Raw genomic sequence first — 25,641 nt, forward strand, 5'->3', positions numbered from 1 at the left:
ACGCGAATGTAAAAAGCGCGGGCGAAGGCGGCGAACGTAGCTCACGGCGCAAATACGAAACGATGCAAAGGCCGGATGCAAAACAAAAGGGCAGATTGCCATTCGGCCATCTGCCCTTTAACGCCGTGAAGACGGCGGTAATGCTCGTTTTTAGCTTCGCTATACCGCGTCTTACAACGAACTTACTGAGCTGCGGAAGCAGCTTCCGGTGCCGAAGCGGCAGCCTTGTGCGACTTCTTGTGCGAATGCTTCTTGTGCGAATGCTTCTTCGCAGCCTTGTGAGCCGGTGCCGATGCCGTTGCCGACGCAGCAGCCGGAGCAGCCGCTTCCGGAGCCGAAGCTTGTGCGAATGCAGCCGTTGCGAACAGGCCAGCGACGAGAGCAGCGATCAGTTTGTTCATTTGTGAATCCTCAGCTTGAGTTAATTAACCAAACGACCCGGTCATTGAGTCATGTCGGTAAACGAGCCATCCACCTTTCGGTTGACAGTCGTATCGGCAAAAACTCGATACGGCTGTGAACGCTTGTTCCTTTCAAAAAGCCTGGAGCACACAGGATAATCGAAAGGGTGTTTCGTTCATGCCGGATAGCTTTGTGCGGCATCTGAGGCCCTTAACGCCTTGCCGAAAGAGTCGGTTGACGCGATTTCGCAGCGATTCACTGCCGAGATGCAAAAAATCTTCGCGGGTAGGTACGGGGCTAATCCGCGCATTTCACACAAGCGCCTGGCGCGATAGGTGATTCCGATTCAACGCACGGTTTTCCATGGAGATTGCGCCGGCACTTCGACGCTTTCGCCGGGCGCGAGTCCGAGCGAAAACACGTCGAGCGCGCCGATCGACACGCGCACGAGCCGCAGCGTCGGAAAGCCGACGGCCGCCGTCATGCGCCGGACCTGGCGGTTCTTCCCTTCGGTGATGGCGAGCTCGATCCACGTCGTCGGGATGGCGGCGCGGTAGCGGATCGGCGGATTGCGCTGCCACAGCCGCTCGACGTCCTGCTCCGCGACGAAGGCCGCCTTGCATGGCCGCGTCACGTAATCGCCGAGATCGACGCCTTTCGCGAGACGCGCGAGCGTATCGTCGCCGGGCGCGCCTTCGACCTGCGCCCAATAGCGCTTGATGAGCTTGTGGCGCGGCTCCGCGATGCGCGCCTGCAACGCGCCGTCGTCGGTGAGCAGCAGGAGGCCCTCGCTGTCCGCATCGAGCCGGCCCGCCGGATAGACGCCCGGCACCTTCACGAAGTCGCCGAGCGACGCGCGCGTTTCGTGCGCGGAGAACTGGCAGATCGTGCCGAACGGTTTATTCAGAGCGATGAGCGGCATCGGCAGACGAGCGGAACAGGTGGCAGGCGTGCGCGCCGCGCGGCAGGGCGGCGGGGCGTGAATGCGGCATCTTAATGCATAATGGATCGCGATCCGTTTCTCTCATTGCCGCGCCGGGCGAGGGCCTTCCGTGCGCCCGCCGTGGCTAGAATGAAAGCGCTGGCGCAGCGAGCGTCCGCGCAACCAATCATCAAGTCCGGCCTTCATTGGAGTCGACCATGTCGTATCAGCACATCCAGGTTCCGGCGGGCGGTGAAAAAATCACCGTCAACGCGGATTTCTCGCTCAACGTTCCGGATCAGCCGATCATTCCGTACATCGAGGGCGACGGCACGGGCGTCGACATCACGCCGGTCATGCTCAAGGTGGTGGATGCCGCGGTCGAGAAGGCCTACGGCGGGAAGCGCAAGATTCACTGGATGGAAATCTTTGCCGGCGAAAAGGCCACGCGCGTCTACGGTCCGGACGTCTGGCTGCCGGACGAAACGCTCGATGTCGTGAAGGATTACGTCGTTTCGATCAAGGGACCGCTCACGACGCCCGTCGGCGGCGGCATCCGGTCGCTGAATGTTGCGCTTCGGCAGCAACTCGACCTGTATGTCTGCCTGCGCCCGGTGCGCTACTTCAAGGGCGTGCCGTCGCCGCTGCGCGAGCCGGACAAGGTCGACATGGTGATCTTCCGCGAGAACTCGGAAGATATTTACGCGGGCATCGAATGGCCGGCCGAATCGGCGGAAGCGAAGAAGGTGATCGCGTTCCTGCGCGATGAAATGGGCGTGAAGAAGATCCGCTTCCCGGAGTCGTCGGGGCTCGGCATCAAGCCGGTGTCGCGCGAAGGCACCGAGCGGCTCGTGCGCAAGGCGATCCAGTATGCGATCGACAACAACCGGCGCTCGGTCACGCTCGTGCACAAGGGCAACATCATGAAGTTCACCGAAGGCGCGTTCCGCGACTACGGTTACGCGCTCGCGCAGAAGGAGTTCAACGCCGAACTGATCGACGGCGGCCCATGGATGAAGGTGAAGAACCCGAAGACGGGCGCGGACGTCGTCGTGAAAGACGTGATCGCCGATGCGTTCCTTCAGCAGATCCTGCTGCGTCCGGCGGAATACGACGTGATCGCCACGCTCAACCTGAACGGCGATTACATCTCCGATGCGCTCGCGGCGCAGGTCGGCGGCATCGGCATTGCGCCGGGCGCGAACATGTCGGACTCCGTTGCAATGTTCGAGGCCACGCACGGCACCGCGCCCAAGTACGCCGGTAAGGATTACGTGAACCCGGGCTCGGAAATTCTGTCCGCCGAAATGATGCTGCGCCATCTGGGCTGGACAGAGGCGGCGGATCGCATCATCGCGTCGATGGAGCAGTCGATTCTTTCGAAGCGCGTGACGTACGACTTCGCGCGGCTGATGGAAGGCGCGACGCAGGTGTCGTGCTCGGGATTCGGCGAGGTGATGATCGAGAACATGTGACGCCGCGCTGGCGGCGCGCATTCTACGGTTGAGCAAGCATAAAAAACCCGGCGCGAAGCCGGGTTTTACGGGCTCATGGCACCCGAACGGTCAGGCTGCGTCCTGGATGTTCGATGCCTGCTTGCCCTTCGGCCCCTGGACGATCTCGAAAGTGACCTTTTGGCCTTCCTTGAGCGTCTTGAAACCGTTCATCTGAATCGCCGAGAAATGTGCGAACAGATCCTCGCCGCCTTCGTCGGGCGTGATGAATCCGTAGCCTTTCGCGTCATTGAACCACTTGACCGTACCAGTAGACATTCGTACTTCCCCTCTAACTCTCGTCGCAACCAGAGCACGCTCGAAAAGCTCGACGGCCCACCCCACAGCGAACCGCCCCCTCCTCACTGCTCCCCTCGGCCTTTTTTGCCCGATGCCCCCGGAAAAAAGTGCCAGTTTGATTGTTAAATCTCTTAAATCGAGTGTCAAGGAATTTTTGGGATGGCCGATAAGCTCGTTGCAAAGTCCACATTCGTAGGGTAATTCCTGCTTTCGCATGTGCGCCGCCGTCCAAGCAAGGCATCTTGAAAAGTCGCATAATCGTCTCACTTGTGTGATACGCCGGCAGCGCGCCACCGTCGTGCGGTTTGTTTTTTTTGAAGCTGTGCGATACTGGATTCGACGAGGTGCAAGCGGGCCGCGCCGAAGGTTGGGCGCCGGCAGGATTCGATGGACGGTCGCTGCGCGACGCGTGTTTTCCAGCCATACCATAGGGCCGTGCGGCCAGTGCTGGAGCGGCAATTGCGAAGGCGTCCGTGTTGTTTAGAATGGGTGTATGGCGATAAATCCCAACAAGCAGGATGGCACGGTACTCGAGCGGCAGGAGCAGAAGCTCAAAAAGCCGGCGATGTACAAGGTGGTGCTGCTGAATGACGACTTCACGCCGATGGAATTCGTCGTGATGATCGTGCAGGAATACTTCAATAAAGATCGTGAGACTGCGACGCAGATCATGCTGAAGGTTCATCGCGAGGGCAGGGGAGTTTGTGGGGTCTATACGCGGGATATTGCGTCGACCAAAGTTGAGCAAGTCGTTAGCCATGCACGGCAAGCGGGGCATCCGCTGCAGTGCGTGATGGAGGAAGCATGATTGCCCAGGAACTGGAAGTCAGTCTGCACATGGCGTTTATGGAAGCACGTCAGGCGCGGCACGAGTTCATAACGGTCGAGCATCTCTTACTGGCCTTGTTGGACAATCCGACCGCGGCTGAAGTGCTGCGCGCCTGCGCAGCAAATATCGAGGATTTGCGTCAGAACCTGCGCAATTTCATTCATGACAACACGCCGACCGTGCCCGGCACGGACGACGTCGATACCCAGCCGACGCTTGGTTTCCAGCGCGTGATTCAGCGCGCGATCATGCATGTGCAATCGACTTCGAACGGCAAGAAGGAAGTGACGGGCGCGAACGTGCTCGTCGCGATCTTCGGCGAGAAAGACTCGCACGCGGTCTACTACCTGCAGCAGCAGGGCGTGACGCGTCTGGATGTCGTGAATTTCATTTCGCACGGCATCGCGAAGACGAACAGCGGCGACGCCGCGAAGGCGAACAGCGAAGCGAATCCGGAATCGGAAGACGCCGCCGCCCAGAAGGAAACGCCGCTCGCGCAGTTCACGCAGAACCTGAACCAGCAGGCGAAGGACGGCAAGATCGATCCTTTGATCGGCCGCGAGCTGGAAGTCGAACGCGTCGTGCAGGTGCTCTGCCGCCGCCGCAAGAACAATCCGCTGCTCGTGGGCGAAGCGGGCGTCGGCAAGACGGCCATCGCCGAAGGTCTCGCCTGGCGCATTACGCGCGGCGAAGTGCCGGACATCCTCGCGGATGCGCAGGTCTACTCGCTCGACATGGGCGCGTTGCTCGCGGGCACGAAGTATCGCGGCGATTTCGAGCAGCGTCTCAAGACGGTGCTGAAGGAACTGAAGGAGCGTCCGCACGCCATTCTGTTCATCGACGAAATTCACACGCTGATCGGCGCGGGCGCGGCATCGGGCGGCACGCTCGACGCATCGAACCTGCTGAAGCCGGCGTTGTCGTCCGGACAGCTGAAGTGCATCGGCGCGACGACGTTCACGGAATATCGCGGCATCTTCGAGAAGGACGCGGCGCTGTCGCGGCGCTTCCAGAAGGTGGATGTCACGGAGCCTTCGGTCGAGCAGACGGTCGCGATTCTGCGCGGTCTCAAGTCGCGCTTCGAGGAACACCACGGCGTGAAGTACTCGTCGGGTGCGCTCTCGGCGGCGGCTGAACTGTCGGCACGCTTCATCACGGACCGTCATCTGCCCGACAAGGCGATCGACGTGATCGACGAAGCGGGCGCGGCGCAACGCATTCTGCCGAAGTCCAAGCAGAAGAAGACCATCGGCAAGAGCGAGATCGAAGAGATCATCTCGAAGATCGCGCGCGTGCCGGCGCAAAGCGTGTCGCAGGACGATCGCAGCAAGCTGCAGACGCTGGACCGCGATCTGAAGGCCGTCGTGTTCGGTCAGGATCCGGCCATCGACGCGCTGTCGGCGTCGATTAAGATGGCGCGCGCGGGTCTCGGCAAGACGGACAAGCCGATCGGCGCGTTCCTCTTCTCCGGCCCCACGGGCGTCGGCAAGACGGAAGTGGCGAAGCAGCTCGCGTTCACGCTCGGCATCGAACTGCTGCGCTTCGACATGTCGGAATACATGGAGCGCCATGCGGTGAGCCGGCTGATCGGCGCGCCGCCGGGCTACGTCGGTTTCGATCAGGGCGGTCTGCTGACCGAGGCCGTCACGAAGAAGCCGCATTGCGTGCTGCTGCTGGACGAAATCGAGAAGGCGCACCCGGACATCTACAACGTGCTCTTGCAGGTGATGGACCACGGCACGCTGACGGATAACAACGGGCGCAAGGCGGATTTCCGCAACGTCATCATCATCATGACGACGAACGCGGGCGCCGAGGCGATGGGCAAGGCGGTGATCGGCTTCACGTCGCGCCGTGAGTCGGGCGATGAAATGGCCGACATCAAGCGCATGTTCACGCCGGAGTTCCGCAACCGTCTGGATGCGATCATCAGCTTCCGCTCGCTGGACGAGGAAATCATCCTGCGCGTGGTCGACAAGTTCCTCATGCAACTGGAAGATCAGCTGCACGAGAAGAAGGTCGATGCGGTGTTCACGGACGCGCTGCGCAAGCACCTGGCGAAGCACGGTTTCGATCCGCTGATGGGCGCGCGTCCGATGCAGCGTCTGATTCAGGACACGATTCGCCGCGCGCTCGCCGACGAGTTGCTCTTCGGCAAGCTGCTCAACGGCGGCCGCGTGACCGTGGACGTCGATGCGGAAGACAAGGTGCAACTGACGTTCGACGAGAACTCGGCGCCGCCGCGTAATCCGAATCCGGAAGCGATCGAAGTCGACTGATCGTGAGCTAGCCTCAAAGAAAAACGGCGCGTTCTTGATGAACGCGCCGTTTTTTTTCGTCCCGAGAAAGCTCAGTGCTTGCCCGTGCTGCCGAATCCGCCCGCGCCCCGTTCGCTCGCCTCAAAGTCATCGACGATATTGAACTGCGCCTGCACCACCGGCACGATGACCAGTTGCGCGAGCCGTTCCATCGGATTCAGCGTGAACGCCGTGTCGCCGCGATTCCACGTCGAAACCATCAGTTGCCCTTGATAATCCGAATCGATCAGGCCGACGAGATTGCCCAGCACGATGCCGTGCTTATGACCGAGACCCGAGCGCGGCAGAATAAGCGCCGCATAGCCGGGATCGGCGAGGTGAATGGCGAGGCCGGTGGGCACGAGCACCGTCTGATGCGGCTCGATGACGAGCGGCGCATCCAGACACGCGCGCAGGTCGAGGCCGGCGCTGCCGGGCGTAGCATAAGCGGGCAGGAAATCGCGCATGCGCGCGTCGAGAATCTTGACGTCGAGTTTCATGGTCAGGCTGAACGGCCGAGCGCGAACGCGTCGGCGAGGAGTTGATAGGACCGCGTGCGTGCGGCGTAGCTGCCGGCGACCGTTAGAACGATCAGTTCGTCCGCGTCGAATTGTTCTTGCAGCGCGTGGAGTTTTTCGGTGACGCGCTCCGGCGTGCCGATGATGCTGCGCGCCTTCTCATGCGCGATCACCGCCCGCTCGCGCTCGCCGTATTGCTGCGCGACGCCCTGCGCGATCGACGGAATCGGCTGGTTCAGACCATACGCCATCTGCACGCGACGCAGATCGACGGCCTTTTCCAGCGCCTCGGCTTCGTCTTCGGTATCGGCGCAGATTGCGAAGACTGCCGCCGCGAGATACGGCTTCTCTTCGTGACCCGCGACGAACCGCTCGCGATACGCCTCGGCCACGTGATGCCCCATGTGGGCGTTGATGAAATGCGCGAACGCGAAGCGAATGCCGAGTTGCGCGGCGAGCAGGCCGCCGAAATCGCTCGATCCGAGCATCCACAGTTCGGGACACGTGTCGATCTGCGGTTGCAGCAGCACGCCCTTGGCGAGCGAATCGTCGGGAATCTTGCCGTCGAAGAGCGCGATGAGTTCCGCCACTTGCTGCGGAAAGATATCGCCGCGATTGTACGAACCGGCGGCCACCGCCTGCGCGGTGCGCATGTCGCCGCCCGGCGCGCGCCCGACGCCCAGATCGACGCGATTCGGGAACAGCGCCTCCAGCATCAGGAACTGCTCGGCGACCTTGAACGGGCTGTAGTACGGCAGCATGACGCCGCCCGAGCCGATGCGAATGCGCTTCGTCAGGCTGCCGATACGCGCGAGCATCACTTCCGGGCACGGGTTCGACACGCCGTACAGCCCGTGATGCTCCGCGCACCAGTAGCGCGTGTAGCCGAGATCGTCGGCGAGTTGCGCGAGGTCCAGCGTCGCGGCGATGGCGTCCGCCGTCGTGTGGCCGTGGATGACCGGCGTCTGGTCGAGAACGGATAACTTCGTCATGTCGAGCCTACGAGAGAAGCGAGCCGCCGCTCGGCGCGCGCTTGGCAATTTCCGCGATGAGCGTGCGCGCGAGCGACTGTTTATCGGCGCGCGGCAACGGCGTTCTGCCCGATGCTTCGAAAAGCACGACTTCGTTGTCGTCGCGGCCGAAGGTGAGCGGCCCGAGATTGCCGATCAAGAGCGGCACGTTCTTGCGCTTGCGCTTTTCCTCGCCGTGCAAGTCGAGGTCGCCGCTTTCGGCCGCGAAGCCGACGCAATACGGCGGATTCGGCAGATTCGCAACGGACGCGAGAATGTCTGGATTCTCGACGAAGTTGAACGCCGGCAACGCATCGCCGGACTTCTTGATCTTGTGCTCGCTCGCGTGATCGACGCGCCAGTCCGCCACTGCCGCCACCGCGATGAAAATCTCGGCATCGGACGCGGCCTGCATGACGGCATCGTGCATCTGCTGCGCGGTTTGCACGTCTTCGCGATAGACGCCCCACGGCGTCGCCAGCGAAACCGGACCGGCGACGAGATGCACGTCCGCGCCCGCCTGCGCCGCCGCGCGCGCGAGCGCAAAGCCCATCTTGCCCGACGAGCGATTCGTGAGGCCGCGCACGGGATCCAGCGGCTCGAACGTCGGGCCCGCGGTAATCAGCACGCGGCGGCCGCGCAGAATCTTCGGCTGAAACGACGCGCAGATCGCTTCGAACGCGGCTTCCGGCTCGATCATGCGGCCGTCGCCGACTTCGCCGCACGCCTGCGAACCCGAATCCGGGCCGAGCACTTCCACGCCGTCCGCGCGGATCTGCGCGACGTTGCGCTGAGTCGCCGGGTTCTGCCACATCTGGCGGTTCATTGCGGGCACCACGAGCAGCGGGCAATCACGCGCGACGCAGAGCGTGGAGAGCAGGTCGTCGCACATGCCGTGCGCGAGCTTCGCGATGAAGTCGGTCGAGGCGGGCGCGATGACGATGGCATGCGCCTCGCGCGACAGATCGATATGCGCCATGTTGTTCGGCATGCGCGCATCCCATTGCGAGACGTACACTGGACGGCCCGAGAGCGCCTGCATGGTGACGGGCGTGATGAATTCCGTGGCCGCTTCCGTCATCACGATCTGCACGGTCGCGCCTGCCTTCACGAGCAGCCGCGTCAGCTCCGCGATCTTGTAGCACGCGATGCCGCCGGTCAATCCCAGCACGAGATGTTTGCCTGCGAGTTCCAACTTGCCTCCGTCGCAAAAAAACGCGGCTCCGGGAAGGAGCCGCGCCTGAGCACTTCACTTCGAGCCGCGTACGCGCCGCAGTTCGTCGAAAATTAGCAGCACCGCGCCGACCGTGATCGCGCTGTCAGCGAGATTGAACGCCGGCCAGTGCCACGTCTTCACGTGGAAGTCGAGAAAGTCGATCACATGACCGTAGGCCAGCCGGTCGATCACGTTGCCGATCGCGCCGCCCATGATGAGCGCGAGCGCCGTGCAGAAAAGCCGCTGCGCCGAATGCTTCTTGAGCAGATAGCAAATGACGGCCGCCGCCACGACGCCGAGCGCAGTGAACGCCCAGCGCTGCCAGCCGCCCGCCGCCGCAAGAAAGCTGAACGCGGCTCCGCGGTTATAGACGAGCAGCAGATTGAAGAAGGGCGCGAGCGCATGCGGCTCGCCGTACGCGAACACCTTCTGCACCGCGATTTTCGTCAACTGGTCGAACAGAATCACGATGAGCGCGACGCCGATCCACGGCGCGAGCGAACCGCTCGAAGTACTTTGTTTCGCCATAGTCCTTGCCATTATGCTGCGCCTCGCGTTTCGCCAGCGCCGAAGAGGTTGGAGAAGCAGCGGCCGCAGAGACCCGGATGCTCAGGGTGCGAGCCGACGTCGGCGCAGTAGTGCCAGCAGCGTTCGCACTTCAGGTAGCGGGATGCGGTCACGTCGACGCCTTCTTCCGCTTCGCTCGCCACGCGCTCGACCGACGCCTGCGACGTGATGAGCACGAAGTGCAGCGCATCGCCGAGGCTTGCGAGCGCGTCGTACCGCGCGCCGCTCGCACGAACGACGACTTCCGCCTGCAACGACGAGCCGATCAGATTCGCGGTGCGCGCTTCTTCCAGCGCCTTCGTCACGTCGCCGCGCGCCGAGCGGATCAGCGACCACTTGTCCAGCAACTCGCCGCCGTTCGGAATGTCCGGGTACGTCGCGTAGACCTCGGCGAAGATCGTGTCCTGACCGGGCTTCAGCACCTTGTACGCTTCTTCCGCCGTGAACGAGAGATACGGCGCCACGAGTCGCAGCAAGCCATGCGCGATGTAGAAGAGCGCGGTCTGCGCGCTGCGGCGCTCGCGCGAATCGGGCTTCGTCGTGTAGAGACGGTCCTTCAGCACGTCGAGATAGAAGCCGCCCAGGTCTTCGGAGCAGAACGTTGCGATCTTCGCGACGACCGGATGGAACTCGTACTTCTCGTAGTGCGAGAGCGCGTCGTCCTGCAAATTGCGCGTAAGCGCCACGGCGTAGCGGTCGATTTCGAGCCAATCCGCGACCGGCACCGCGTTCTTCTCGAAGTCGAAATCCGAGAGATTCGCGAGCAGGAAGCGCAGCGTGTTGCGGATACGGCGATACGTCTCCGTCACGCGCTTGAGAATCTCTTCGGAGATGGCGAGCTCGCCGGAATAGTCCGTCGATGCGATCCACAAGCGGATGATTTCCGCGCCGAGGCGATTCGCCACTTCGTGCGGATCGACGCCGTTGCCGAGCGACTTCGACATCTTGCGGCCTTCGCCATCGACGGTGAAGCCGTGCGTGAGCAGCGCGTCGTAGGGCGGGCGGCCGTCGAGCATGGAAGCCGTGAGCAGCGACGAATGGAACCAGCCGCGATGCTGGTCCGAGCCTTCCAGATACAAGTCAGCCGGGAATTGCAGCTCGTCCTTGTGCGAGCCGCGCAGCACGTGCCAGTGCGTCGTGCCGGAGTCGAACCAGACGTCGAGCGTGTCGCGATTCTTTTCGTACATGTTGGCGTCGTCGCCGATCAGCTCGCGCGCGTCGAGCGTTTGCCACGTCTCGATGCCGCCTTGCTCCACGCGCTTCGCCACTTCCTCCAGCAATTCGATCGTGCGCGGGTGCAGTTCGCCCGTTTCCTTGTGCACGAAGAACGCCATCGGCACGCCCCATTGACGCTGACGCGAGAGCGTCCAGTCCGGGCGGTTCGCGATCATGCTGAAAAGGCGCTGCTTGCCCCACGACGGATAGAACGCCGTGTTCTCGACGCCTTCGAGCGCCGTTTCGCGCAGCGTCTTGCCGCCGTCTTTCGGCGTCACGTCCATGCCCGCGAACCATTGCGAGGTCGCGCGATAGATGATCGGCGTCTTGTGACGCCAGCAGTGCATGTAGCTGTGCGTGTACTTCTCGGTCTTGAGGAGCGACCCGGCGTTGTTCAGCGCTTCCACGATTTCGGGATTCGCCTTCCAGATCGACAAGCCGCCGAACAGCGGCAGGGATTCGATGTAGCGGCCATCGCCCATCACGGGGTTGATGATGTCCGAATCCGCCATGCCGTGCGCCTTGCACGACACGAAGTCTTCCACGCCATAAGCCGGCGACGAATGCACGACGCCCGTGCCGCTCTCAGTGGTGACGTACTCGCCGAGATAGACGGGCGACGTGCGCTTGTAGCCCGGATGCGCCGCCGCGAGCGGATGATGGAAGCGCACGTTGGCGAGCTTCGCGCCGGTCGTCGTGGCGATCACTTCACCGGGCAAGCCGTAGTTTTGCAGGCACGCTTCGACGCGCTCGGCCGCGAGAATCAGCAAACCGCGCGGCGAATCCACGAGCGCGTACACGATCTCCGGATGAACGTTCAGCGCCTGGTTCGCCGGAATGGTCCACGGCGTCGTCGTCCAGATGACGATGCCGCCTTCCGTCTTCGGCAGCGCGGGCAGGCCGAACGCCTGCGCGGTCTTGTCCGGTTCGGCGAACGAGAACAGCACGTCGATCGTCGGATCGGTCTTGTCCTTGTACTCGACTTCCGCTTCGGCCAGCGCCGAGCCGCAGTCGAAGCACCAGTTCACGGGCTTCAGGCCACGGAACACGAAACCCTTTTCCATGATCTTCGCCAGCGCGCGGATTTCGCCCGCTTCGTTGACGAAGTTCATCGTCTTGTACGGATTGTCCCAGTCGCCGAGCACGCCCAGACGCCGGAAGCCGACCTTCTGCTTCTCGATCTGCTCGCTCGCGTAGGCGCGCGCCTTCTGCATGACTTCGGCGGCGGGCAGCGACTTGCCGAACTGCTTTTCGATCTGGATCTCGATCGGCATGCCGTGGCAGTCCCAGCCCGGCACGTACACGGCGTCGAAGCCCGCGAGATTGCGCGCCTTGACGATCATGTCCTTCAGGATCTTGTTGACCGCGTGACCCAAGTGGATGTCGCCGTTCGCATACGGCGGGCCGTCGTGCACGATGAACTTCTTGCGGCCGCGGCTCGCCGCGCGGATTCTCTCGTAGACCTTGTTCTCCTGCCATTCCTTGACCCACGCGGGTTCGCGCTTGGGCAGATCGCCGCGCATCGGGAACGGCGTGTCGAGCAGGTTGACGGGATATTTCGAGGAGGCTTTCTCTTTCTTGTCGCTCATGGGTGACTCAGTGAATTCGGTGAGACGGCGCGTTGGCGCGCGATAATTCGGAGGCGGGGCAGCGGGCGATGCGCGCATGGATCATGCGGCACGGCGCGCTCACCTAATTCGGTCGGTGGCCGAAATGGCGAAGCCCGTCGCGCGGCTGCCGGCGTTGCTGGCGGGCGGCAGGCCGAAATAGGCGCGCGCGTTGTCGACGTCCCTCGCGATGGCGGCGGACAGCGTTTCGAGGTCGACGTACTTCTCCTCGTCGCGCAGCTTCTTCAGAAACTCCACGCGCACGAGCTTGCCGTACGCGTCGCCGTGCCAGTCCAGCACGAAGACTTCGAGCAGCACGCGGCCGGAATCGTCCACGGTCGGACGCAGGCCGAGGCTCGCGACGGCGGGCAGCGGTTCGTCTGCCAAACCGTGCACGCGCACGACGAAAATGCCCGCGAGCGCCGGGCGCTTGTGGGCAATCGGAAGGTTGAGCGTGGGAAAGCCGAGATCGCGGCCGAGCTTCGCGCCATGCACGACGTGGCCGCTGATGATATACGGACGCCCGAGCGCGACGTTCGCGGCGTCGAGATCGCCCGCGACGAGCGACGCCCGCACCGACGACGACGAAATGCGCGCGCCGTTCGGATGCGCGACGGTGGCCATCTGCTCGACTTCGAAGCCGTACTTGTCGCCCGCGGCCTTGAGGGAATCGAAATTGCCCGCGCGTTTCGCGCCGTAGCAGAAGTCGTCGCCGACCATGACCCAGCGCGCGTGCAGGCCGTCGACGATGACGTTCTTGACGAACGTGTCCGGCGGCTGGCTGGCGAACGTGTGATTGAAATGCTCGACCACCACGCGGTCGACGCCGTTCGTGCGCAGCGCTTCGAGCTTGTCGCGCAGCATGGCGATGCGCGGCGGCGCGCCGGCCGGATTGAAGAACTCGCGCGGATGCGGCTCGAAGGTCATGACGCACACCGGCAGCCCGCGAGCGTCCGCAGCGGCCCGCACGCGCGCGAGCAGCGCCTGGTGCCCGCGATGGACACCGTCGAAGTTGCCGATGGTCAGTGCGCAGGGCGCCCGGCTTTCGGCATTGGGGAGGCCGCGAAAGACTCTCACGATAGGCGTTGGTCGGTGGGAGGGCTGATGCTGCAAAGCGTTCGATTATAAACGCTCACACGGATGCACGGGCGCGCGGGCCGGGCAGCGGCGTCGGAGCGCCCGGCACGCCGCCGTCGTCTTACTGGCACGATTTTCGCCGTCCCAGGAATGATAAAATCCGCGGATGAAAAAAATCGTCATTCTGATCTCCGGACGCGGGAGCAACATGGAGGCCGTCGTGCGTGCTTGCGCGCGCGAGGGCTGGCCGGCGCGCGTCTGTGCGGTCATTTCAAACCGGCCGGATGCCGCCGGGCTCGGCTTCGCGGCCGCGAACGGCATCGAAACTGTGGTGGTGGATCATTGCGAATTCGACGGCCGCGAAGCGTTCGACGCCGCGCTCGCGCGTGAAATCGATCGCTTCGAGCCGGATTGCGTCGTGCTGGCCGGCTTCATGCGCGTGCTCACCGATGCGTTCGTCGAACGCTACGCCGGGCGCATGCTGAACGTGCATCCGTCGCTCTTGCCGTGCTTTGCCGGGCTGCGCACGCACCAGCAGGCGCTCGATGCCGGCGTGCGCGTGCACGGCGCGAGCGTGCATTTCGTGACGGCGAAGCTGGATCACGGGCCGATCGTCGCGCAGGGCGCGGTGCCGGTCATCGCGGGCGACGACGCCGCCGCGCTCGCGGCGCGCGTGCTCGCCGTCGAACACATCATTTACCCGCGCGCGGTGCGCTGGTTCGTGGAAGGGCGTCTTTCTATCGAGGGCGAACGAGTCGCCCTCACGCCGTCTGAGCCGCAGTGGCTCTTTGCCGACATTGCCGGGGAGGGCGCATGAGGCTGCATGGATTTCTGATTGGTCAAACCGAAACGTTGCTGGCGGACGTGCTCCGCTTTTCCGGCCCCGCCGATGCGGCGACGAGCCGTTTCTTCCGAGCGCATCCGAAGCTCGGTCACGGCGAGCGCGGCGTGATCGCGGAGGCGGTCTTCGCCGTGCTGCGGCGGAAGATGGAGTTCTCGCATCTGGCGGAAAGCGGCACCGGCAATCAGGCGCGGCGTCTCGCGCTGCTCGGGCTGATGCAGACCGCGGGCCTGACCGCGCTCAAGCCGTTCGTCTCGGCGGACGAGCATCAGTGGCTCGCGCAAGTGTCGAAGATCGATCCGGCGAGCCTGCCGGTGCGCGTGCGCACGAACCTGCCGCAGTGGATCTACGACGCGATGGCCAAGCGCTTCGAGCCGGACGAGCTCGCGCAGCTTGCCGCCGCGCTGAACTATCCGGCGCCGCTCGACTTGCGCGCGAATCCGATCAAGGCGAGCCGCGACGTCGTGCGCAAGGCGCTCATCGAAGCTGGCATCGACGCATTCGACATGCCGTTCGCGCCTTTCGGCATCCGCGTGGAAGGCAAGCCCGCGCTCACGCGCTTGCAGCCGTTTCAAGAAGGCTGGATCGAAGTGCAGGACGAGGGCAGCCAGTTGCTGTGCTCGCTGGTGGCCCCGCGACGCGGCGAGATGATCGTCGATTTCTGCGCGGGCGCGGGCGGCAAGACCCTCGCGCTCGGCGCGATGATGCGCTCCACCGGCCGTTTGTATGCCTTCGACGTGTCCGACCGGCGGCTCGCGAAGCTGAAGCCGCGTCTTGCGCGCAGCGGTCTGTCGAACGTGAATCCGGTGCTGATCGACAGCGAACACGACGCGAAGATCAAGCGCCTCGCGGGCAAGATCGACCGCGTGCTCGTCGATGCGCCGTGCTCCGGCTTGGGCACGCTGCGCCGCAATCCCGACCTCAAGTGGCGGCAGTCGCCTGCGACCGTGGCGGAACTGACGCCGAAGCAGCTTTCCATTCTCACGAGCGCCGCGCGGCTCGTGAAGACGGGCGGCCGTCTCGTCTACGCGACGTGCAGCATGCTCGAAGCGGAAAACGAAGGCGTCGTCGCGCAGTTCCTGGAAACGCATCCGAACTTCCGCGTGGTGCCGGCGCGCGACGTGCTGGCCGAGCAGCGCATCGAGCTCGACACGGGCGAGTATCTGTCGCTGTGGCCGCACAAGCACGGCACGGACGGCTTCTTCGCGGCCGTGCTGGAGCGCGTGCCCGGGGCAAAGGCGCAAGCGGCGGATGAAAACGCCGGAGAAGCAAGCGCCGGAGAAGCAAGCGCCGGGGAAGAGAGCGCATAAGCGCGCGATGCAGAACCGCTTCCTGAGCCACCTGTCGGAACGGCTCGTCCGGGACTTCGGCGAGCCGGAAGTGCTGTGGCAAGTCGGCGCGCTGATCGCGCTGCTGGCCATCGCGTGGTGGTGCGCGGGTCTCTTGCGCAAACAGCTCGACGTGCGGCGGCAGTCGCGCTTCGAAGCCGTCCGCTTCGGCGCCGAAAGTCTCAACAAGGCGCTGTTTCCGCTGCTCGGAACAGTCTTCGTCTCGGTCGCGCAACTCGCGCTCGCGCCCGTCATGCACACGGCGCTGCTGCGGCTCGCGCTGGTGCCGCTGTGCGGCATTACCGTGATCTACACGATGTTCTACGTGGTGCGCCGCGTCTTCAGCAAGAGCGCCACGGGCGGCGCGGACCACGAGGCCGGCGCGCTGCTTTTTCTGTTCGAGAAAGTCGTGACGGTGCTCGTCTGGGTCGCGATGCTGCTCACGGTGATGGGCATTCAGGACGACGTCGTGCGCTGGATGGCGAGCGTGCGCTTTAACTTCGCCAACGCGCACATGACGCTGCTCTCGCTCGCCTCGGGCGTGCTCTGGGTGTGCGTGACGCTGATCGTCGCGATGTGGGCAGGCGCGCTGCTCGACGACCGCCTCATGCGTTCGCGCTCGCTCGACGCGAATCTGAAGGTGGTGCTCGGGCGCGTCGCGCGGGCGCTGATGTTTCTCGCGGCGATTCTCGTGAGCCTGTCCATCGTCGGCATCGACATCACGGTGCTCGGCGTGTTCGGCGGCGCGCTCGGCGTCGGGCTCGGCTTCGGGCTGCAAAAGATCGCCAGCAATTACGTGTCGGGCTTCATCATTCTGCTCGACCGGTCGCTCAGGCTCGGCGACATGATCAACGTCAGCGGCTTTCAGGGCACCGTCACGCAGATTCGCACGCGGTACACGGTTGTGCGCGGGCTGGACGGCATTGAAACGCTGATTCCGAACGAAAAGCTGATTACCGATGTCGTACAGAATCACTCGTCGTATCTGACGCGCGGCAACGCGAAAATCGCGGTGCAGGTGAGTTATCGCTCGGACGTGGAACGCGCGATGCGACTTCTCGTCGAAGCAACGCAGGGTGTCGAGCGTGTGTTGCAGGATCCGGCGCCCGCGGCGCTGCTCGCGAGTTTCGGCGCGGACGGCATCAATCTGGAGCTGAGCTTCTGGATCGAGGACGCGGCGAAGGGCACGGGCGGCGTTAAGTCGCAAGTCAACCGCAGCGTGTGGCGGTTATTCTGCGAGCATGGCATCGAGATTCCGTACGCGCAGCGCGAAGTGCGGATCGTCGGCGGTGCGCAGAGTGAATCGGTAGGAAATGCCGGCTTTCCGGGCGATGCACCCTCGTCAAAGGCTGGAAGCGCCGCCTGAAGCAACAGCAGTGCGCCATTCCTTCCGTTTTTGCAAGGGTGACGCCAATCTCGGCCGCGTGAGATTTTTCTCGTAGGGCCGAGATTCAAAAAAATTCACCTTTACGACAACGACTTGGAACGCATGCAGTAGAATGCGATCGAACTTCGGCGCGGACCTTTCACGCGCCCGACATGCGGCGATGCAGTCGATTTTCGACAGTTTTCGTCGGCCATTTTTTCCGAATTTCACAGCTACATAGGTAAATTGCCTTGCTGAATTCCTCCCTCGAATTTCTCGCCAACGGATTGCTGGATTTCTCCTGGTGGCAGATTCTGCTGTTCACGCTGGCGATGACGCACGTCACCATCGCGGGCGTCACCATTTATTTGCACCGCTGCCAGGCGCATCGCGCGCTGGACCTGCACCCCATCGCGAGCCACTTCTTCCGCCTGTGGCTGTGGATGACCACCGGCATGCTGACCGGCCAGTGGGCGGCCATCCACCGCAAGCACCACGCGAAGTGCGAGACCGAAGAAGATCCGCACAGCCCGCAAACGCGCGGCATCTGGAAGGTGCTGCTCGAAGGCGCGGAACTGTATCGCGCGGAAGCGAAGAACGAAGAAACGCTGCGCCGCTTCAGCCACGGCACGCCGAACGACTGGATGGAGCGCAACGTGTACACGCGTTATCCGATCCTCGGCATCAGCATCATGATGGTCATCGACGTGGCGCTCTTCGGCATCGTCGGGCTGTCAGTGTGGGCCGTGCAGATGATCTGGATTCCGTTCTGGGCGGCGGGCGTCGTCAACGGTCTCGCGCACTTCTGGGGTTATCGCAACTTCAATTCGAGCGATGCAAGCACGAACATCTTCCCGCTCGGCATCCTGATCGGCGGCGAAGAACTGCACAACAATCACCACACGTACGCGACGTCGGCGAAGCTGTCGAGCAAGTGGTACGAGTTCGATATCGGCTGGCTGTACATCCGCATTCTGTCGGCAGTTGGGCTCGCGAAGGTGAAGAAGCTCGCGCCCACGCCGCGCCTGTCGGAATCGAAGTCGGTGCCGGATCACGACACCCTGCAAGCCGTGCTCGCGAACCGTTACGAAGTCATGGCGCGTTACGGCAAGGCGCTCAAGCGTGCGTACAAGCAGGAACTCGTGAAGCTGAAGGAAGCCGGCGCGCGCGAGAAGTATCAGCTGATGCGCGGCGCGCGCAAGTGGTTCCACAAGGACGAGGACGGCCTGAACGAGCCGCAACGCAAGCAGCTGCCGGAACTGTTCTCGGACAACCAGAAACTGCGCACTTACATCGAACTGCGCAAAGACCTGGCGGCGATGTGGGACCGCTCAAACGCATCGCGCGAGCAACTGCTGGCGCAGTTGCAGGACTGGTGTCATCGCGCGGAACAAAGCGGCATCAAGGCGTTGCAGGACTTCGCGTTGCGCCTGCGTCGCTACGCCCTGTAAGCGATATCCGCTAAAATTCGAAGACGTCACAAGACCCCGCTCTGGCGGGGTTTTTGTTTATGGGCGACGGATTTTCGCTGGATTCGGCAGGAGGCAGGGGACATGCAGGCAATCAAAAGCGTCGAGTACGACCGGCCGCAAGGGCTGACGTGTGGAGTTGGCGAGGCGTGGGCGCGCGTGCCGCAAGCGCCGTCGCCGGAGGAAAAGCGCGCGTTGAAGGAGCGCATTCGCGCGCTGTTGCGGCGGGAACAGGCCGTATTGGTCGCGCACTATTACGTCGATGCGGAGCTACAGGAACTCGCCGACGAAACCGGCGGCTGCGTCGCCGATTCGCTCGAAATGGCGCGTTTCGGCCGCGATCATGCGGCAAAGACGCTGGTTGTCGCGGGTGTGCGGTTCATGGGCGAGACCGCCAAAATTCTGAGCCCGGACAAGCGCGTGTTGATGCCTGACCTCGACGCCACGTGCTCGCTCGATCTCGGCTGTCCCGCCGACGAATTCGCCGCGTTCTGCGACGCGCATCCGGACCGCACGGTCGTCGTGTACGCGAACACGAGCGCCGCCGTGAAAGCGCGCGCCGACTGGATGGTCACGTCGTCCATCGGGCTCGAGATCGTCGCGGACTTGCACGCGCGCGGCGAAAAGATTCTGTGGGCGCCCGATCGTCACCTCGGCGGCTACATCCAGAGAAAGACGGGCGCGGACATGCTGCTGTGGCAGGGCTCCTGTCTGGTTCACGACGAGTTCAAGGGCATCGAACTGGATCTGCTGCGCGCCGAGTATCCGGACGCGAAGATTCTCGTGCATCCCGAGTCGCCGGAAGCGGTCGTGAAGCTGGCCGATGTCGTCGGCTCGACCACGCAACTGATCGATGCCGCCGTGCGCCTCGACGCGAGCCGCTTCATCGTCGCGACGGACCTCGGCATTCTGCACAAGATGCGGCTCGCCGCGCCGGGGAAGACGTTCATCGAAGCGCCGACGGCCGGCAACAGCGCCACGTGCAAGAGCTGCGCGCATTGTCCGTGGATGGCGATGAACGGTCTCGCGAACCTCGCCGACGTGCTCGAACGCGGGCATAACGAGATTCACGTCGACGCGGCCATCGGGCAGCGCGCGCGCGTGCCGATCGACCGGATGCTCGATTTCGCCGCGCGTCACAAGAAACGCGTGCAGGCGAGCGGCGATCTGGCGAAGGACACCGCGCTGTTTTCGAACGTGGGAGCCGCGTGATGCCGTACTCACCGATTTTCGACGAAGTCCGTTCGCAATACGGCGAAGCGTTCGACGCGGCGCTCGCGCGTAATGTCGCCGATGCGCTCGCCGAAGACATCGGCACCGGCGATGTGACCGGCCGCCTCGTCCCGGCGGACGCGCGGCGCACGGCGCGGATCATCGTGCGGGAAGAAGCCGTGCTGTGCGGCGCGCCGTGGTTCGACGAAGTGATGCGGCGCGTCGACGCGTCCATCGAAGTGGAATGGCAGTATCGCGAAGGGCAGCGCATGGCCGCCGATACGCCCGTCGTGCTGCTGCACGGCCCCGCGCGCTCGCTGCTCACGGCCGAGCGCAATGGCCTCAACTTTCTGCAACTGCTCTCGGGCGTGGCGAGCGCGACGCGCCGTTACGTCGACGCGATCGAAGGCACGCGCGCGCGGATCCTCGATACGCGCAAGACGCTGCCAGGCCTGCGGCTCGCGCAGAAGTACGCCGTGCGGGTGGGCGGCGGGGCGAACCAGCGGCTCGCGCTCTACGACGGCATTTTGATCAAGGAAAACCACATCGCGGCGGCGGGCGGCGTCGGCGCAGCGATGGACGCGGCCCTTGCGCTGAACGCGGGCGTGCCGGTTCAGATCGAAGTCGAGACGCTCGCGCAACTCGAAACGGCGCTCGCGCACCGCGCGGAGTCCATTCTGCTCGACAACTTCACGCTCGACGCCATGCGCGACGCCGTGCGGGTGACGGCGGGCCGCGCGTTGCTGGAAGTGTCGGGCGGCGTGAATTTCGAAACTGTGCGGGCGATAGCGGAGACCGGCGTCGATCGCATTTCGATCGGCGCGCTCACGAAAGACGTGCGCGCCACCGATTATTCGATGCGCCTTATCTAGCCGTCAGACCGCGCGCCGCCGCGCCGCCGGCGGCGTCAGCACGGTCGGCAGCGCCTTCGGCAAGGTTTCGGGCCAGTCGCGGCTGTAGTGCAGGCCGCGGCTTTCGCGTCGCGAACACGCGCTTTCGACGATCAGCGACGCCACATCCACCAGATTGCGCAGTTCCAGCAAGTCGCGGCTCACCTTGAAATTCGCGTAGTACTCGTGGATTTCGTCGCGAAGGAGCGCAATGCGATGCCGGGCGCGCGCGAGCCGCTTGTCCGTGCGCACGATGCCGACGTAGTTCCACATCAGAAGCCGCAGTTCGTCCCAGTTATGCGCGACGACGACTTCCTCGTCCGGATCGGAGACGCGGCTTTCGTCCCAGTCGGGGAGGGGCGCGTGGCATCCGGCGGAGAAACCGTCTGCTTCGATGGCGGCCGCCGCCGCCCGGCCGACCACGATGCATTCCAGCAACGAATTGCTCGCCAGCCGGTTCGCCCCGTGCAGCCCCGTGCACGACGTTTCCCCGACCGCATACAGCCCGGGACGGTCGGTGCGCCCGGCGAGATCGGTCACGACGCCGCCGCAGGTATAGTGCGCGGCCGGCACGACGGGAATCGGCTCCTTCGCGATATCGATGCCGAACTCGCGGCAGCGGGCGAGGATCGTCGGGAAGTGTTCTTCGAGGAACGCGCGCGGCTGGTGGCTGATATCCAGATACACGCAGTCGATGCCGCGCTTCTTGATCTCGAAGTCGATCGCCCGGGCGACGATATCGCGCGGGGCAAGCTCGGCGCGTTCGTCGTGCGCGGGCATGAAGCGCGTGCCGTCCGGCAGGCGCAGCACGCCGCCTTCGCCGCGCACGGCTTCCGAGATGAGAAACGACTTCGCGTACGGATGGAAGAGGCAGGTCGGATGGAACTGGATGAACTCCATGTTCGCGACGCGGCAGCCCGCGCGCCACGCCATCGCGATGCCGTCGCCGGTCGCTGTGTCTGGATTCGTCGTATAGAGATAGACCTTGCCCGCGCCGCCCGTCGCGAGGACCGTATGCGGCGCCTCGATCGTGACGGTGCGGCCGCTTTTCAGGTCGAGCGCGTACAGACCGTGGCAGCGATGGCCTGGCAGCCCGAGCCGGTCGGACGTAATAAGGTCGATCGCGTAGTGATCTTCCAGAACGGTGATGTTCGGATGATTGCGCACGCGCTCGCCGAGCGTCGTGACGACCGCGTGGCCGGTGGCGTCCGCGGCGTGGATGATGCGGCGATGGCTATGTCCGCCTTCGCGCGTCAGATGGAAGCCGAGTTCGGCGGAGACGTCGCGCGTGAAGGGCACGCCTTCGTCGATGAGCCATTGAATCGCGGCGCGCCCGTTTTCGACGATGTAGCGCGTCGCCGCCTCGTCGCACAGGCCGCCGCCCGCGATGAGCGTGTCGGCCACGTGGTCGTCGACGCTGTCCGCCGAATCCAGCACCGCCGCAATGCCGCCTTGCGCCCAGTCGCTCGCGCCTTCGCTCACCGCGCGCTTCGCGATGATCGCCACGCGCCGCGTCTCGGCCAGATTCAGCGCGACGCTCAGGCCCGCGAGTCCGCTCCCCACGATCGCTACATCGAAGTTCATGCCGCCGTGTCTCCGTCGCTGTCGTTGTCGATAGCCGGCAAGCATAACGCGCAAGCGCCGGGAAACCGCGAAAACCCATGCACGACCATGTGAAACGCGCATGAAAAGCGCGCCGCAAAACAAAAAGCCCCGCGTGAGCGGGGCTTTTTGCTGTCTTCGTCAGGCACTCAATCTCAAGTGCGGTCCGTCTTCCGCTTGCGCGGAGCAACGCCGCTTTACTTGATCTTGGTTTCCTTGTACTCAACGTGCTTGCGGACGACCGGATCAAATTTCTTGATCAGCATCTTTTCCGGCATGTTGCGCTTGTTCTTGGTCGTCGTATAGAAGTGACCCGTGCCTGCGGTCGATTCCAACTTGATCTTGTCGCGTGCGCCCTTGGCCATGTGCGTGCTCCTTAGATTTCACCGCGTGCGCGCAGATCTGCGAGCACGGAGTCGATACCGTTCTTGTCGATCAGGCGCAGACCGGCGTTCGAGACGCGCAGACGGACCCAGCGATTTTCGCTTTCAACGAAGAAACGGCGGTTCTGCAGGTTCGGCAGGAAACGACGCTTGGTCTTGTTGTTGGCGTGGGAAACGTTGTTGCCGGACATCGGCCCTTTCCCAGTTACTTGGCATACGCGTGCCATGCGAGCACTCCTAATACAGTCTGATTCCTACGCTCGGTGCAGCGGGTGCTGCAAGCCGACCTCTTTTTCCCTGGTTGCCTTTACCGGGAACTTGGCAGCACGGTTATGCCAATGAGGACCGCGTAAGCTCAGAACAGGTGGGTTGAGAAAAGCAAACGCGGATTCTAGCAGGAAAAGCCGTGCGTTATCAAGACGTTTCGGCTTTTTTGCTGGTCCGCGAATCCACTTTGAAGCCCGTCTCACAGCCAGCCTTCCCGCGCGAACGAAAAAATGTCATTCGACGCGACGATCATGTGATCCAGCAGCTTCACGTCGACGAGCGCGAGCGCGTCGAGTAGCGTGCGCGTGAGCTTGCGGTCGCCCGCGCTCGGCTGATTGGCGCCGGAAGGGTGATTATGCGCGACGATCAGCGCGGCCGCATTCAGCGAGAGCGCGCGCTTGACGATTTCGCGCGGATACACGGCTACGCGCGTGAGCGAGCCCCGTGCTTCCTCGCAAATGTCCAGTAACTGATGGCGCGCGTCGAGATAGATGCAAATGAACACTTCGTTCGGCCGCGTGCCGATTTTCAGGCGCAGAAAGTCTTCGACCGCGCCCGGCGAATTCAGGAGCATGCGATCCCGCGCCCGCTCCGCCAGCGCGCGTCGGCACAATTCAGATACCGCGATGAGCGTCGCGGCGCGCGCCTCGCCGATGCCGCGTTCGGCGCTGAGTTCGACCGCGGAAGCGCCCAGCATGGACCGCAGCGAGCCGAAGCGCCGCAGCAGTGCACGCGCGACATCGACGGCCGTGAGGCCTGGCACGCCGGTGCGCAGGAACAGCGCGAGGAGTTCGGCGTCGGAAAGCGTCTCGGCACCGGATTTGAGCAGGCGTTCGCGCGGCCGGTCGGCCTTGTCCCATTGCGAGATGGCGAGTGTGCCGAGCCGGGCTGTCGTCGCGGGCTCCGCTGGCGCGTTCGGAACCGGTGCGGCAACCGGCTCGTCAACTGACGCGGAAAGCGGTCCGTCAACCGCATCGGCGCCTGACGCGGCAATCGGCTCGTCAACTGACGCGGAAACCGGCTCACCAACCAGCCCGGCACCTGACCCCGCATTCCCCCCGGCCACCGGCTCGACAGCGCCCATCATTGCCCACATTCCACAGACCGCGTTTCGCGCGCCGCCGCACCAACGCCGCACGCGCCTGACGCGTCGCCGGACCACTCTGTCTTACAATAGCGGTTTTGGCGCCCGTTTCGACCCTGCGCCACGCGGTTCGCAGCTTCGCGCCGACGAGCCGCCGCTCGCCCGGCCCACGCCGCGCTTTCGACTGAACCGCCACATCCAATACTCATGAGCATCATCGATATCTCCGAGGTCAAGCCCGGCTCCCATGTCACGCTGCATTACCGGCTGGCGCTGGCCGACGGCGCCGACATCGTCAACACCTTTACCGACAAGCCCGCCACGCTTCTACTCGGCGCGGGCCAGCTCGCCCCGCCGCTCGAAGAAATTCTGCTCGGGCTCAAGGTCGGCCACCATTCGACCTTTCGGCTAACGCCGGAGCAGGCGTTCGGGCCGCGTAATCCGGAACTGCTGCAGCGGGTGTCGCTCGCGACGCTGCGCGAAAACAGCATGGTCGGTGAGGATTTTTCTCCCGGCGATCTCGTCGAATTCAACGCGCCCAACGGCGGGCGTTACGCGGGCGTGCTCAAGGAAGTGGGCGAGACGTCGGCGCTCTTCGACTTCAATCACCCGCTCGCCGGCCAGACGCTGGCGTTCGAAGTGAAAATCATCGGAATTCTGTAGCCATGAGCCTGATCGAAAGCCTCACCGATATCGAAACCGACGTCGAAATCCTGCTCGCGCAGCCGCGCGGCTTCTGCGCGGGCGTGGACCGCGCGATCGAGATCGTCGAGCGCGCGATCAAGCTGTTCGGCGCGCCGATCTACGTGCGCCACGAGATCGTGCATAACGCGTACGTGGTCGCGGATCTGCGCAAGAAGGGCGCGATTTTCATCGAGGAACTGTCGGACGTTCCCGAGGGCAGCACGTTGATTTTCAGCGCGCACGGCGTCTCGAAAGCCGTGCGCGTCGAAGCGGAAACGCGCGGGCTGCGCGTGTTCGACGCCACGTGCCCGCTCGTGACCAAGGTGCACATGGAAGTCGCGAAGATGCGGCAGGAAGGCTTCGACATCGTGATGATCGGCCACAAGGGACACCCGGAAGTCGAAGGCACGATGGGGCAGTCCGGCGAGGGCATGCATCTGGTCGAAGATATCGAGGACGTGCTGAAGCTCGATCTGCCCGACCCGAACCGCATTGCGTACGTGACGCAGACGACGCTTTCGGTCGACGACGCCTCGGCCATCATCGACGCGCTCAAGAACAAGTATCCCGCGATCAAGGAGCCGAAGAAGCAGGACATCTGCTACGCGACGCAGAATCGCCAGGACGCGGTGAAGTTTCTCGCGCCGCAGTGCGATGTCGTGATCGTGGTCGGCAGCCCGAACAGCTCGAATTCGAGCCGGCTGCGCGAAGTGGCCGAGCGCAGCGGCATCCCCGCCTATATGGTGGATTCGCCGACGCAGATCGATCCGAACTGGGTCGAGGGCAAAAAGCGCATCGGCGTGACGGCGGGCGCGTCGGCGCCGGAAGTGCTCGCGCAGGCCGTGATCGCGCGGCTACGCGAACTCGGCGTGCGCAGCGTGCGCTCGCTCGAAGGGATCGAAGAGACCATCTCGTTCCCGCTGCCGCGCGGCTTGTCGTTGCCGCAATAAAGTTAGACGAAACCTTCGAAAAAGCGCCTGCGGGCGCTTTTTTTTCGCCTGCGCGCATTGTCGGGCTAAGAGACGGATGCACCATTAGGGGGCGCCGCCATATGTAGGCAAT

24 protein-coding genes are annotated in these 25,641 nt (G+C 63.8%); 11 read left to right on the forward strand and 13 right to left on the reverse strand.

From position 1 onward, the window contains the following. Positions 1-182: 182 nt before the first annotated feature. Positions 183-401 carry a hypothetical protein gene (locus NCR34_RS03560; protein WP_248321421.1) on the reverse strand — a complete coding sequence of 73 codons (219 nt, stop codon included), beginning with the start codon at positions 399-401 and terminating at the stop codon, positions 183-185. A 347-nt stretch (positions 402-748) separates the two neighbouring features. Next, positions 749-1,324, reverse strand: coding sequence for a pseudouridine synthase (locus NCR34_RS03565; protein WP_250499067.1), 576 nt, complete (start codon positions 1,322-1,324; stop codon positions 749-751). Positions 1,325-1,542: 218 nt separating this feature from the next. Between NCR34_RS03565 and icd the strand changes: the two genes are divergently transcribed. Then, the gene (gene icd / locus NCR34_RS03570; protein WP_250499068.1) at positions 1,543-2,799 is read left to right on the forward strand and encodes an NADP-dependent isocitrate dehydrogenase; all 1,257 of its coding nucleotides are present in this window, start codon (positions 1,543-1,545) and stop codon (positions 2,797-2,799) included. Positions 2,800-2,889: 90 nt separating this feature from the next. On the opposite strand, the gene NCR34_RS03575 is transcribed toward icd, so the two are convergent. After that, positions 2,890-3,096 carry a cold-shock protein gene (locus NCR34_RS03575; RefSeq protein WP_175939638.1) on the reverse strand — a complete coding sequence of 69 codons (207 nt, stop codon included), beginning with the start codon at positions 3,094-3,096 and terminating at the stop codon, positions 2,890-2,892. Positions 3,097-3,610: 514 nt separating this feature from the next. Between NCR34_RS03575 and clpS the strand changes: the two genes are divergently transcribed. Further along, the gene (gene clpS / locus NCR34_RS03580) at positions 3,611-3,925 is read left to right on the forward strand and encodes an ATP-dependent Clp protease adapter ClpS (protein WP_008351199.1); all 315 of its coding nucleotides are present in this window, start codon (positions 3,611-3,613) and stop codon (positions 3,923-3,925) included. After that, positions 3,922-6,225: an ATP-dependent Clp protease ATP-binding subunit ClpA gene (gene clpA / locus NCR34_RS03585; RefSeq protein WP_175939639.1), complete on the forward strand. Its 2,304-nt coding sequence runs from the start codon at positions 3,922-3,924 to the stop codon at positions 6,223-6,225. The genes clpS and clpA overlap by 4 nt, the downstream gene beginning before the upstream one ends. Before the next feature lie 71 nt (positions 6,226-6,296). Here clpA and dut read toward each other — a convergent pair whose 3' ends face one another. The 6 genes from dut to NCR34_RS03615 form a co-directional block, all read right to left on the reverse strand. Further along, positions 6,297-6,743 carry a dUTP diphosphatase gene (gene dut, locus NCR34_RS03590; RefSeq protein WP_175939640.1) on the reverse strand — a complete coding sequence of 149 codons (447 nt, stop codon included), beginning with the start codon at positions 6,741-6,743 and terminating at the stop codon, positions 6,297-6,299. Between the two features lie 2 nt (positions 6,744-6,745). Further along, positions 6,746-7,753, reverse strand: coding sequence for an LLM class flavin-dependent oxidoreductase (locus NCR34_RS03595; protein ID WP_250499069.1), 1,008 nt, complete (start codon positions 7,751-7,753; stop codon positions 6,746-6,748). Positions 7,754-7,760: 7 nt separating this feature from the next. Beyond that, positions 7,761-8,966 (reverse strand): bifunctional phosphopantothenoylcysteine decarboxylase/phosphopantothenate--cysteine ligase CoaBC, encoded by a 1,206-nt coding sequence (coaBC, locus tag NCR34_RS03600; protein WP_250499070.1) that lies wholly within the window; start codon positions 8,964-8,966, stop codon positions 7,761-7,763. 54 nt (positions 8,967-9,020) lie between these two features. Beyond that, entirely contained in the window at positions 9,021-9,527 is a 507-nt protein-coding gene (gene lspA, locus NCR34_RS03605) for a signal peptidase II (protein WP_175939642.1), read from the reverse strand. Then, a complete protein-coding gene (gene ileS, locus NCR34_RS03610) occupies positions 9,527-12,358 on the reverse strand; it encodes an isoleucine--tRNA ligase (RefSeq protein WP_250499071.1) in 2,832 nt (943 codons plus the stop codon). The genes lspA and ileS overlap by 1 nt, the downstream gene beginning before the upstream one ends. A 99-nt stretch (positions 12,359-12,457) precedes the next feature. Further along, positions 12,458-13,453, reverse strand: a complete 996-nt coding sequence (locus NCR34_RS03615) for a bifunctional riboflavin kinase/FAD synthetase (protein WP_175939644.1) — start codon at positions 13,451-13,453, stop codon at positions 12,458-12,460. 166 nt (positions 13,454-13,619) lie between these two features. On the opposite strand from NCR34_RS03615, the gene purN reads away from it, so the two are divergent. The 6 genes from purN to nadC all read left to right on the forward strand — a co-directional run bounded on the left by purN (position 13,620) and on the right by nadC (position 20,541). Next, positions 13,620-14,270, forward strand: coding sequence for a phosphoribosylglycinamide formyltransferase (gene purN, locus NCR34_RS03620; RefSeq protein ID WP_250499072.1), 651 nt, complete (start codon positions 13,620-13,622; stop codon positions 14,268-14,270). Beyond that, positions 14,267-15,604, forward strand: coding sequence for an RsmB/NOP family class I SAM-dependent RNA methyltransferase (locus tag NCR34_RS03625; protein WP_248321433.1), 1,338 nt, complete (start codon positions 14,267-14,269; stop codon positions 15,602-15,604). The genes purN and NCR34_RS03625 overlap by 4 nt, the downstream gene beginning before the upstream one ends. A gap of 7 nt (positions 15,605-15,611) precedes the next feature. Further along, positions 15,612-16,988, forward strand: coding sequence for a mechanosensitive ion channel family protein (locus tag NCR34_RS03630; protein ID WP_250499073.1), 1,377 nt, complete (start codon positions 15,612-15,614; stop codon positions 16,986-16,988). A gap of 251 nt (positions 16,989-17,239) precedes the next feature. Further along, positions 17,240-18,439: a DesA family fatty acid desaturase gene (locus tag NCR34_RS03635; protein ID WP_250499074.1), complete on the forward strand. Its 1,200-nt coding sequence runs from the start codon at positions 17,240-17,242 to the stop codon at positions 18,437-18,439. A gap of 102 nt (positions 18,440-18,541) precedes the next feature. Continuing rightward, a complete protein-coding gene (gene nadA / locus NCR34_RS03640; RefSeq protein WP_250499075.1) occupies positions 18,542-19,669 on the forward strand; it encodes a quinolinate synthase NadA in 1,128 nt (375 codons plus the stop codon). Further along, positions 19,669-20,541 carry a carboxylating nicotinate-nucleotide diphosphorylase gene (gene nadC, locus NCR34_RS03645; RefSeq protein ID WP_250499076.1) on the forward strand — a complete coding sequence of 291 codons (873 nt, stop codon included), beginning with the start codon at positions 19,669-19,671 and terminating at the stop codon, positions 20,539-20,541. The genes nadA and nadC overlap by 1 nt, the downstream gene beginning before the upstream one ends. Before the next feature lie 3 nt (positions 20,542-20,544). Here the strand turns inward: nadC and nadB are convergent, their stop codons facing one another. The 4 genes from nadB to radC form a co-directional block, all read right to left on the reverse strand. Continuing rightward, positions 20,545-22,143, reverse strand: coding sequence for an L-aspartate oxidase (gene nadB / locus NCR34_RS03650; protein WP_250499077.1), 1,599 nt, complete (start codon positions 22,141-22,143; stop codon positions 20,545-20,547). 215 nt (positions 22,144-22,358) lie between these two features. Continuing rightward, on the reverse strand, positions 22,359-22,526 hold the full coding sequence (gene rpmG, locus NCR34_RS03655; protein ID WP_007180630.1) for a 50S ribosomal protein L33: 168 nt from the start codon (positions 22,524-22,526) through the stop codon (positions 22,359-22,361). 11 nt (positions 22,527-22,537) lie between these two features. Continuing rightward, the gene (gene rpmB / locus NCR34_RS03660) at positions 22,538-22,771 is read right to left on the reverse strand and encodes a 50S ribosomal protein L28 (RefSeq protein ID WP_175939651.1); all 234 of its coding nucleotides are present in this window, start codon (positions 22,769-22,771) and stop codon (positions 22,538-22,540) included. 239 nt (positions 22,772-23,010) lie between these two features. After that, positions 23,011-23,898, reverse strand: coding sequence for a RadC family protein (radC, locus tag NCR34_RS03665; protein ID WP_250499078.1), 888 nt, complete (start codon positions 23,896-23,898; stop codon positions 23,011-23,013). 204 nt (positions 23,899-24,102) lie between these two features. On the opposite strand from radC, the gene NCR34_RS03670 reads away from it, so the two are divergent. Together NCR34_RS03670 and ispH are read left to right on the forward strand one after the other, a co-directional pair. After that, positions 24,103-24,558, forward strand: a complete 456-nt coding sequence (locus tag NCR34_RS03670) for an FKBP-type peptidyl-prolyl cis-trans isomerase (RefSeq protein ID WP_206467698.1) — start codon at positions 24,103-24,105, stop codon at positions 24,556-24,558. 2 nt (positions 24,559-24,560) lie between these two features. Next, positions 24,561-25,529, forward strand: a complete 969-nt coding sequence (gene ispH, locus NCR34_RS03675; RefSeq protein WP_248321446.1) for a 4-hydroxy-3-methylbut-2-enyl diphosphate reductase — start codon at positions 24,561-24,563, stop codon at positions 25,527-25,529. Positions 25,530-25,641 lie beyond the last annotated feature (112 nt).

This window comes from Caballeronia sp. GAWG1-5s-s (assembly GCF_023631445.1).
Lineage (GTDB): Bacteria > Pseudomonadota > Gammaproteobacteria > Burkholderiales > Burkholderiaceae > Caballeronia.

What these genes read in the sequence shown, in the direction of transcription:
- nadC (WP_250499076.1), top strand. Translation starts at nt 19,669, where the DNA reads ATGCCGTACTCACCGATTTTCGACGAAGTCCGTTCGCAATACGGCGAA.
- radC (WP_250499078.1), bottom strand. Translation starts at nt 23,898, where the DNA reads ATGATGGGCGCTGTCGAGCCGGTGGCCGGGGGGAATGCGGGGTCAGGT.
- ileS (WP_250499071.1), bottom strand. Translation starts at nt 12,358, where the DNA reads ATGAGCGACAAGAAAGAGAAAGCCTCCTCGAAATATCCCGTCAACCTG.
- NCR34_RS03625 (WP_248321433.1), top strand. Translation starts at nt 14,267, where the DNA reads ATGAGGCTGCATGGATTTCTGATTGGTCAAACCGAAACGTTGCTGGCG.
- lspA (WP_175939642.1), bottom strand. Translation starts at nt 9,527, where the DNA reads ATGGCAAGGACTATGGCGAAACAAAGTACTTCGAGCGGTTCGCTCGCG.
- icd (WP_250499068.1), top strand. Translation starts at nt 1,543, where the DNA reads ATGTCGTATCAGCACATCCAGGTTCCGGCGGGCGGTGAAAAAATCACC.
- dut (WP_175939640.1), bottom strand. Translation starts at nt 6,743, where the DNA reads ATGAAACTCGACGTCAAGATTCTCGACGCGCGCATGCGCGATTTCCTG.
- ispH (WP_248321446.1), top strand. Translation starts at nt 24,561, where the DNA reads ATGAGCCTGATCGAAAGCCTCACCGATATCGAAACCGACGTCGAAATC.
- purN (WP_250499072.1), top strand. Translation starts at nt 13,620, where the DNA reads ATGAAAAAAATCGTCATTCTGATCTCCGGACGCGGGAGCAACATGGAG.
- rpmG (WP_007180630.1), bottom strand. Translation starts at nt 22,526, where the DNA reads ATGGCCAAGGGCGCACGCGACAAGATCAAGTTGGAATCGACCGCAGGC.
- NCR34_RS03595 (WP_250499069.1), bottom strand. Translation starts at nt 7,753, where the DNA reads ATGACGAAGTTATCCGTTCTCGACCAGACGCCGGTCATCCACGGCCAC.
- NCR34_RS03630 (WP_250499073.1), top strand. Translation starts at nt 15,612, where the DNA reads ATGCAGAACCGCTTCCTGAGCCACCTGTCGGAACGGCTCGTCCGGGAC.
- nadB (WP_250499077.1), bottom strand. Translation starts at nt 22,143, where the DNA reads ATGAACTTCGATGTAGCGATCGTGGGGAGCGGACTCGCGGGCCTGAGC.
- NCR34_RS03560 (WP_248321421.1), bottom strand. Translation starts at nt 401, where the DNA reads ATGAACAAACTGATCGCTGCTCTCGTCGCTGGCCTGTTCGCAACGGCT.
- clpS (WP_008351199.1), top strand. Translation starts at nt 3,611, where the DNA reads ATGGCGATAAATCCCAACAAGCAGGATGGCACGGTACTCGAGCGGCAG.
- clpA (WP_175939639.1), top strand. Translation starts at nt 3,922, where the DNA reads ATGATTGCCCAGGAACTGGAAGTCAGTCTGCACATGGCGTTTATGGAA.
- NCR34_RS03575 (WP_175939638.1), bottom strand. Translation starts at nt 3,096, where the DNA reads ATGTCTACTGGTACGGTCAAGTGGTTCAATGACGCGAAAGGCTACGGA.
- nadA (WP_250499075.1), top strand. Translation starts at nt 18,542, where the DNA reads ATGCAGGCAATCAAAAGCGTCGAGTACGACCGGCCGCAAGGGCTGACG.
- NCR34_RS03670 (WP_206467698.1), top strand. Translation starts at nt 24,103, where the DNA reads ATGAGCATCATCGATATCTCCGAGGTCAAGCCCGGCTCCCATGTCACG.
- NCR34_RS03565 (WP_250499067.1), bottom strand. Translation starts at nt 1,324, where the DNA reads ATGCCGCTCATCGCTCTGAATAAACCGTTCGGCACGATCTGCCAGTTC.
- rpmB (WP_175939651.1), bottom strand. Translation starts at nt 22,771, where the DNA reads ATGGCACGCGTATGCCAAGTAACTGGGAAAGGGCCGATGTCCGGCAAC.